Source organism: Acinetobacter sp. AB03, assembly GCF_058107045.1.
The window spans coordinates 1-6,538 of the sequence record NZ_JBUEBA010000009.1 but is presented as its reverse complement, the minus strand read 5'-3'; the positions used below and the strand labels follow the sequence as shown (position 1 = coordinate 6,538).

Below are 6,538 nucleotides of genomic sequence, written 5' to 3'. Positions count from 1 at the left end.
GAGATAGGGTTATGTACTTTTTGATCTACAACTAACATCATTTCTAGATGTAATCCTCTATTCTCTGCATGTTCAAAGCTGTATATAAAACTATATCCACTATCCTTGAATAAGCTCTTAATCTTTCTTGTTAGTTTATTAATATCAAAGCTGTGATCTTCTTCTAGTCCTAATGTATATCTAAGTGCTATAGGTCTTTCTAGTTTATCTTTAGCATGTATAAGAGATTTCAGAATATCTCTCATATTGTCAGTCTTTAATATGTACTGTTGTTCATTGCATAGCTTGAAGCCTTTGTATGCTTTACCTTGTTCTAATGTTTTATTCATATAAATATTGATCTTTGTTTAGCTTGGTATGTCTGTATTGGTATGTAGATATGAATAAGTATTGATATATCTATGTATCTTTAGATATTGATAGGGATAGATATACTCTGTTTATCCATAATTTAAGTGATGCTATAAATAACCAATAAAAGTATATATATTTTCTATGTTGCTGTATAAAAAACATACTTTTCAAGTTATTGATTTATATATGTATTTAAAAATGTATCTGTCGTGATACAACCAACTATCTGATTTTAAATATATATTTTCTATAGGTTGAAAATAACCTAATATTTGATTGGATATTTAGAGATGATAGTAGTTTTTTATTATGGATAATATAATACACTATCATAACAAAAGTGTCAATATTCAGATACTTACATACAATATAGGTAATGATTTATTGATGATTCATAAATTCATGTTCTGTATGTTTATTAGAGATTGGTATGGAAATATATAGACGTTTCCTCCAATGGAGGTAGCGTTATCCCTATTCAGAATAGCAGAGTTGCGTTCCGATAAATTTAGGAGCGTTACTACGAAACTTTCGTAGTTCAGAGATATGAGAATATTTGCTCACATTTAAGATGTATCCAAGTTTAGATAATGTATTTTAGTTAGATACTAGATATTGTGGTTGTCAGATCAACATGACACAAGATAGAGATATAATTATAATTCTACATGCTTATAGGAGAGCGGTAGGGAGATGATAGACACCTTTCCTATGCACTTGTACCAGACAAGCCTAAACGAGCTGTAAACGCAAATGAGAGCCATATAGGACTATACAGGTTTTTAATTAGTATTTGATTGTATTTTTAGCATGTCCTCCATTGGAGGATATAAAATACTTAATGATCTACAGTACATCTCCATGCTTGCATTCAACAATGCAATCATTCCAATCAAGCTGATATAGAACTTTCACAATTCTTGAATAACAACCTAGTGTTATATGTGACTTGTATGTGATGTGAGAGATATAGCCCATCCCATCAAAAGTGCCCCCATAGCCTCTGTTAAATCCTATCCTCCATTGAAGGATGGGTACTCCGATTAAGGGGGAATTTTTTATTAGCTCCGTTCACTTTCCATTGAACATTTAATAAACAACACCTAAAAAAATCGCGAGTAATATTTAATGGGCATTACAAATTAATATCACGTAACGTAGATCATAAATACGTGTATCACCGCTCTCGCTATAGCTTTCAATTTATGAAGATATAGAATTTATAAAAAGGATAATTTCTCCACGCCCTCTGTATCTTCCATTGAGATAGAGAAGAAGTCAGTCGGTTGGAACCTTAATAAATCATTACTAAGAAATTAAATCATCTGATCCTGTGTTATCAGGTAGTAATGATTTATCAAGGCTAAAAAGAGAATCAGTATTAACAAGAGACACATAAAAACTCTCTTACGGAAACAAACGAAAAAGCCCTCAAGGGGCTAGTATCTGATTTAGGCTATTGTGACACCCCACCAAGCCAACGAATGACAGTATAACGAGCTATACCTAGTTGTTTTGCTATCTGTGTATGGTTCATCCCTTTAGCTCTCAAAGCTACTGCTTGCTTGCGTTTAGCGTTATATGCTTCACCTTTAGCTTTACCACCTAATTGTCCTTTACGTGTCTGTCTATCAATAAACTCTTGGTAAGCATATCCATCACGTTTCCAAACCCATCGAGCAATTGATTTAGCAATGCCTTTAACTTCGTTGTACTGCATAGGTACAGTGAATTGAGCATTCACAGAACAACATTGAGCAATGACACAATCAAGCCACTGATTGAAGCTCTTAGCTCGATATTGTCGCACTTCAACATAAGCCCAATGTCGTACTGTATGGAACACACAACAGTTACGACCAAGCCCTACAGCTTCATCAATCTTGATCTCTTTATTGATTTGACGTGTTGTTAAATCTAAGCGTTCAGAGAGTTGATCAAGTGTGTAAGGTTGTTCACGTAGAACATGGGTACGCCAATGCTTGTGTACGGCGTTCTTAGTAATTAATCCACTGTAGTTCACATCTGCATTGAGAACATCTCTAAGAGCCAAATAGACAGCATTACCGTACTTTATGGGCTTATCGTTGCTTGCGTTTGTATTATAGATTGGTGTTTTTAATTGATAGATGTAATGAGCATGTCCATTCTCTGGATTCTCTACAATTAAATTAGGAGCTGGTACACCTATCATTGAATAGAAGTAATCCAAGTATGCTGTTGGATAATCAAGATCAAAGACAAAGAAATGTGTGTAGTAGGGATGATTAGGTTGGATATAGCGTTTTAGCAATGCTAAAGACTTAGGACGAATTTGTAGCCCTAAATGCAGATCATCAGAACAATAGGGCTTGTTAGGAAATCTGTCTGTAAATTGTTCTAAGCTTAGACTTAATTGTTGCATTGCATAACTTCACTGTTTGCAAATGCTCAAACAACCTGTATTATTATTCTCAGATTGTATGAGCTTCACTGTTCATATGATTTAAAGGATTCAAGCCTGTATTTCTAAACTTTGGCGAGGGAAGAAATACGGGCTTTTTCATATCTGAAATATTTGTATCACAATTCATGTGTAGATGCGAAGGATTCACCGCTAAATTAGCCAAATAAACGACCTAACAAGCCTTTCTTTTCATGGTTCTTATGTTCAATTAGTTTTTGATCTAGTTGCTGTTTAAGCCATGCTTCATTTGCTTTGACGTATTCAAGTTGCTTTTCAAGTTGTTCAACTTGTAATTTCAATTGCTCAATTTGTTGCAGTAAAAGTTGTTCATTATTAGCTTTAGGATGCTCAATTGATTGCTCAATATTATTTGTACTGTTCAGCAGTTCAGTTACAGCTTGTTCTGTAGCTTTCTTATCTGCTTTATTTCCAAATAGGCGCATCATATCTTGAACAGAAACAAGACCATCACTGTTTTTAGTCATATCTCCTTTTTTAATACGAGCATAGATGGTATTACGACTAACTTTGAACAATTTGCTTGCTTGATTAATTGATATATAGCTCATATCTGTTCATTCTTGTTCTGTTTGTATAAACAGTAATATACAATTATGAACATGATCAATATAGTTAAAGTTTAAAAATAATGTTCAATAATAAAAGGAGAACAATATTGTTCTCCTAAAACGCTGTTAAGCTTCTTTATTATTTTCTGTTGCCATCAATGATCAACCTTAGAATTGAGGTTTTGCATCTATCACATTAATCTTTAGATCTATTTATTTTACTTTTTGCATCAAGTAAATATCATTATCAGTCAATCTGCCATCTTTTAGAATATAGAAAGTATTTGTACTTCCCTTTTCTGTTCTAACTTTCAATGCATTCCCTTGTAATGAACCTACATATGTTGGTTGAAAACCAGAAGTGTTTCCCGATTCAAGAAATTTGGTTTTCATATATATGCCGTAATTGTAGTCGTTTCTTACTGCATCATTTCGAATGATGCGGAAAGTTCTTTCTACCATAGCTGTACGATCTTTCCATTCACCAACAAAAACTGGGTTACTCTGATAATCTGCCTTTGTATAAGGTCCAGCTACAGCAAAACTCATTGTAAAGGAAAAAAATAAAGCTGATATTAATTTTGATTTCATATGCTTAAATCATTTTAAAAAGCGAATAAGCTTCATATATTTAATTGAATATAAAGTCAATTATTTAGCATTCTCATTAGACTATACCCTAAAAATAAAACTCTCTTATGATAAATAAACTATCATTAAACTAGTTTAATAAATTAAATGATAGTGTTATCATAGTACTTAATCAAAGAGAGTTAAACGATAATGACAGTAAGAATATATGTACGTGCTAGTACAAAAGATCAGGATGCAGAGAGAGCATTAGAAAGTTTAAAAGAATTCGCTAGTACCATTCACGGCGTTACGGTTGAATATGTAGAGAATGAATCAGGTACAAAGCTAGATAGACCTGTATTAAATAATTTATTAACAGATGCAGAGAATGGAGATACTTTACTTGTTGAGAGTGTAGATAGACTATCAAGACTCAAACAAGAAGAATTTGAAGTATTGAAAGGGCGTATAAAAGAGAAAGGATTAAAACTAGTCGTTGCTGATCTTCCCACAACTCATGTTCTATTAAATACAGACGATACCATTACAAGTTCTATCCTAAATTTAGTTAATAACCTATTGATTGATCTACTGGCTACTATGGCTCGTTTGGATAATGAAAAGCGCATAGAACGTATAAAGCAAGGTTTAGAGAGAAGCGGATACAAGCCAAGTGGTAAGAAAGCTAATACTCAAAAACATTATAGAATCAAAGATTTAAATAATAAAGGTTTAACAAAAGAGGAAATAGCAAAGGCTGTTGGTTGTGGTGTTGCCACTGTTTATAGAGTTTTAAAAAAATAAATAAAGGAAAAAGTCATAAAATATAGACTTTTATTTATCTTTAATTCTGAATAATTATCTAATAATACTAGAAAATATTTTTATTTTAACAAATAATGCGAAACAAAATTAAAGTGAGTAATTATTTGATGAAAAAGGTTTTTTTTTTAATAAGTACAACCATTACTTTTGTATGTATGTCATTAGCTAATGCAGAAACACCTAATGTTTGGAGTTATGAATATGGACAAGGAGGAAATCTATTCAGGATTTATGATAAAAAAAATCAATCTCTAGAAATTTCTTGTGGAGAGCTTGCAGGTGGCTATGTAGAATTATTTTTTGACGCTTACAATAATGAAGTGAATTGGGATTCCCCTAAAGATGAATATGATAAATACTTAAAAAAATCAAAAATTTTAAATAAAAGAATATCTCTTAAGATAAATGGTAAAGAACAATCAATACCACGTAATAAACAAAGTAAAAACTATAATGCTGCATGGAAAAGCCTGACATCCAACATAAAAAAAGCCAACAAAATAGAAGTAATTGAAAATGGAAAAACCATCGCTAGCTATTTCCCAACCTTTAGTAGTATGAAAAATATAAAAGAAGTGGAAATCTGTATTCCTGAGAACTTTAGTTAAATTTAGATATTATTAAATAAAAAGCAGATAGGATGCGGTGCATCTTATCCGCCTATATAAGGGTAACTAAACTTCATCATACCCTCTATGTGTCTAGAATTTTGGTGACTATCCAAAAATGTTAATTAATCGAGATATATCAAATGCTTAAAAAAATACTACTATTATCACTATGTACTTCTTCATCAATCTTTGCCGCAGAAGAAACAATCTTTTATTGTGATACCACACCTAATGGCTCAATAAAAGTTACTAAGAATCAGACTCTCTATAACGTTCACATTTTAAAGAATGGAAAAAATATTTTAGATTTTTCAAAAGATTATAAAAGAAACACTAAAAATAATTTTATTAAATTTAACTATAGTGGTGGTTCTGAACTAGTCTCTATAGGCATTGTCATGGGATATTTAGGAAAGGATAAAAATAGTCTCCATTCAATATCTTTAGATGAATACACGACATTCGATGTAGCTTATGATATTGATAATGTTAATATTTTAAAATGCATAAATAATCAAAAATACATAAATAAGTTTAGGGAAATTGATAAAAAAAGATCTCTGCCTGCTTTTTATTATCATTGATCTTTTAAAATTAAATATAAAAGCGCATAAGGTGCACTGCACCTCATACGCCTATACGTGTGTTTAGGTTATAGTAGATGTGTCCAATTTTGGGCATATCTATACTCTCTTAATTTGATACCAAATAAATAGAATGGCTATCATTACTAACAGCTCAAACATGGTATGTATCCTTGAATACCTTTATCAGTGCTAGATCATCTATCAGTGGGAAGTACGATCTAATGTTCTCTCTGTATATCTTCTCTATTGATGGTAATAGTGTCTGTAGTGTTGCTTGTAATGTGATCATCTTTTCATAATTCTTAATAGGGTGAAAGCCTTGTTCTTTATCTGCTTTATGTCTGTTATATAGTCCATACCAAAGCACTAATTTAGTAAGAAAAAGATTGTATGTTTTATTGAGTATGTATTGAGATTTACTAATCATTGTTATTCTTATCCTGTTGTTGTTCCAAATTTCTTTTTATATTGTACGTTGTCCTTATCATCTTGTTTTGATAAGTATGATGCTCGATAAACACAATCAATAAACTGTGATTCATCTTTTAAACTGTGTCCTACCTTAGATCCACC

At 31.6% G+C, this 6,538-nt stretch carries 6 protein-coding genes and 1 pseudogene; 3 read left to right on the top strand and 4 right to left on the bottom strand.

What is annotated here, in order from left to right; all coding sequences use genetic code 11:
* The 4 genes and pseudogenes from ACY3FQ_RS16510 to ACY3FQ_RS16495 form a co-directional block, all read right to left on the bottom strand.
* Positions 1-329, bottom strand: a pseudogene (locus ACY3FQ_RS16510) (hypothetical protein); the annotation flags it as partial.
* A 1,481-nt stretch (positions 330-1,810) separates the two neighbouring features.
* The gene (locus tag ACY3FQ_RS16505) at positions 1,811-2,758 is read right to left on the bottom strand and encodes a replication initiation protein (RefSeq protein WP_264250543.1); all 948 of its coding nucleotides are present in this window, start codon (positions 2,756-2,758) and stop codon (positions 1,811-1,813) included.
* Between the two features lie 197 nt (positions 2,759-2,955).
* Complete coding sequence (locus ACY3FQ_RS16500; RefSeq protein ID WP_264237826.1) at positions 2,956-3,369, bottom strand: helix-turn-helix domain-containing protein; 414 nt, start codon at positions 3,367-3,369, stop codon at positions 2,956-2,958.
* Positions 3,370-3,582: 213 nt separating this feature from the next.
* Positions 3,583-3,960 carry a hypothetical protein gene (locus ACY3FQ_RS16495; protein WP_264237825.1) on the bottom strand — a complete coding sequence of 126 codons (378 nt, stop codon included), beginning with the start codon at positions 3,958-3,960 and terminating at the stop codon, positions 3,583-3,585.
* A 192-nt stretch (positions 3,961-4,152) separates the two neighbouring features.
* Here ACY3FQ_RS16495 and ACY3FQ_RS16490 point away from each other — a divergent pair, with 192 nt between their 5' ends.
* The 3 genes from ACY3FQ_RS16490 to ACY3FQ_RS16480 all read left to right on the top strand — a co-directional run bounded on the left by ACY3FQ_RS16490 (position 4,153) and on the right by ACY3FQ_RS16480 (position 5,962).
* Positions 4,153-4,746 (top strand): recombinase family protein, encoded by a 594-nt coding sequence (locus tag ACY3FQ_RS16490; protein ID WP_164543369.1) that lies wholly within the window; start codon positions 4,153-4,155, stop codon positions 4,744-4,746.
* A gap of 128 nt (positions 4,747-4,874) precedes the next feature.
* Positions 4,875-5,375 carry a YfjT/YkfB family phage-associated protein gene (locus ACY3FQ_RS16485; protein WP_164543370.1) on the top strand — a complete coding sequence of 167 codons (501 nt, stop codon included), beginning with the start codon at positions 4,875-4,877 and terminating at the stop codon, positions 5,373-5,375.
* 143 nt (positions 5,376-5,518) lie between these two features.
* Positions 5,519-5,962, top strand: coding sequence for a hypothetical protein (locus tag ACY3FQ_RS16480; RefSeq protein ID WP_164543371.1), 444 nt, complete (start codon positions 5,519-5,521; stop codon positions 5,960-5,962).
* Positions 5,963-6,538 lie beyond the last annotated feature (576 nt).